A 706-nucleotide genomic window follows, 5' to 3' on the forward strand; every position below is an offset into this window, starting at 1 on the left:
GACAATGCAGCCGTTTGATCTACCGCTATTGGGCGGCTCGAAACATCGGAAACAGGGGTGGGGCTTGGTCGGCTTTGATTAGACCCATCTCTTGGAAACCATAGCGCTTATACAGCGATAGATTTGTAGGGTTTGTCGACTCTAAGTAAGCAGGTCTTCCATCTTCATCACAACGTTTGAGGCAGCATTCAAGCAACGCGGACCCCAATCCTTTTCCTTGGCGAATTGGATCGACCGCAATAAATGCTAAATGCCAGCAATCCTCATCGGGATGATAATTGTCCATCTGCCCGAAGGTTTCGAACAACGCATCATGCTTTTCTGGTGAGACCGTCTGCTCAAAACAGGCGACAAGCCGTTCTTCGTCAGGGTGAATGCTTGGCGGAAGCCAAAGTGCGCCAGCAGTGAAATCATCGTTCCGAAACGCGCTACCCTGTTCAAATGCACGCCCGCCAAAGAAATCCATTACTCGCGGGAAGTGGGTAAGGAAATCGGCAGGTTCAGGATACAGCCAACGCATGAACGGGTCCGCAGAAAATCCAAGAGCAAGTCCGCTTAACAAACTTTCTGCTTCACTTCGGGTTGATGATCTAAACATGAAATTACCTTTGGTCGTTACACCTCGATTTTCACGTTTCAGCATGTGGGCCGCAAATACTTGTTGTCAAATGCGCAATTTATTGTCCTGCTCAAGCAACGATGGATG

1 protein-coding gene is annotated in these 706 nt (G+C 48.9%); it reads right to left on the reverse strand.

Annotated features, from left to right (window positions below):
* Positions 1-25: 25 nt before the first annotated feature.
* Entirely contained in the window at positions 26-643 is a 618-nt protein-coding gene (locus ACR0CE_RS20540; protein WP_480473296.1) for a GNAT family N-acetyltransferase, read from the reverse strand.
* Positions 644-706 lie beyond the last annotated feature (63 nt).

The sequence above is a fragment of the Ruegeria sp. L11 genome (genome assembly GCF_056531755.1).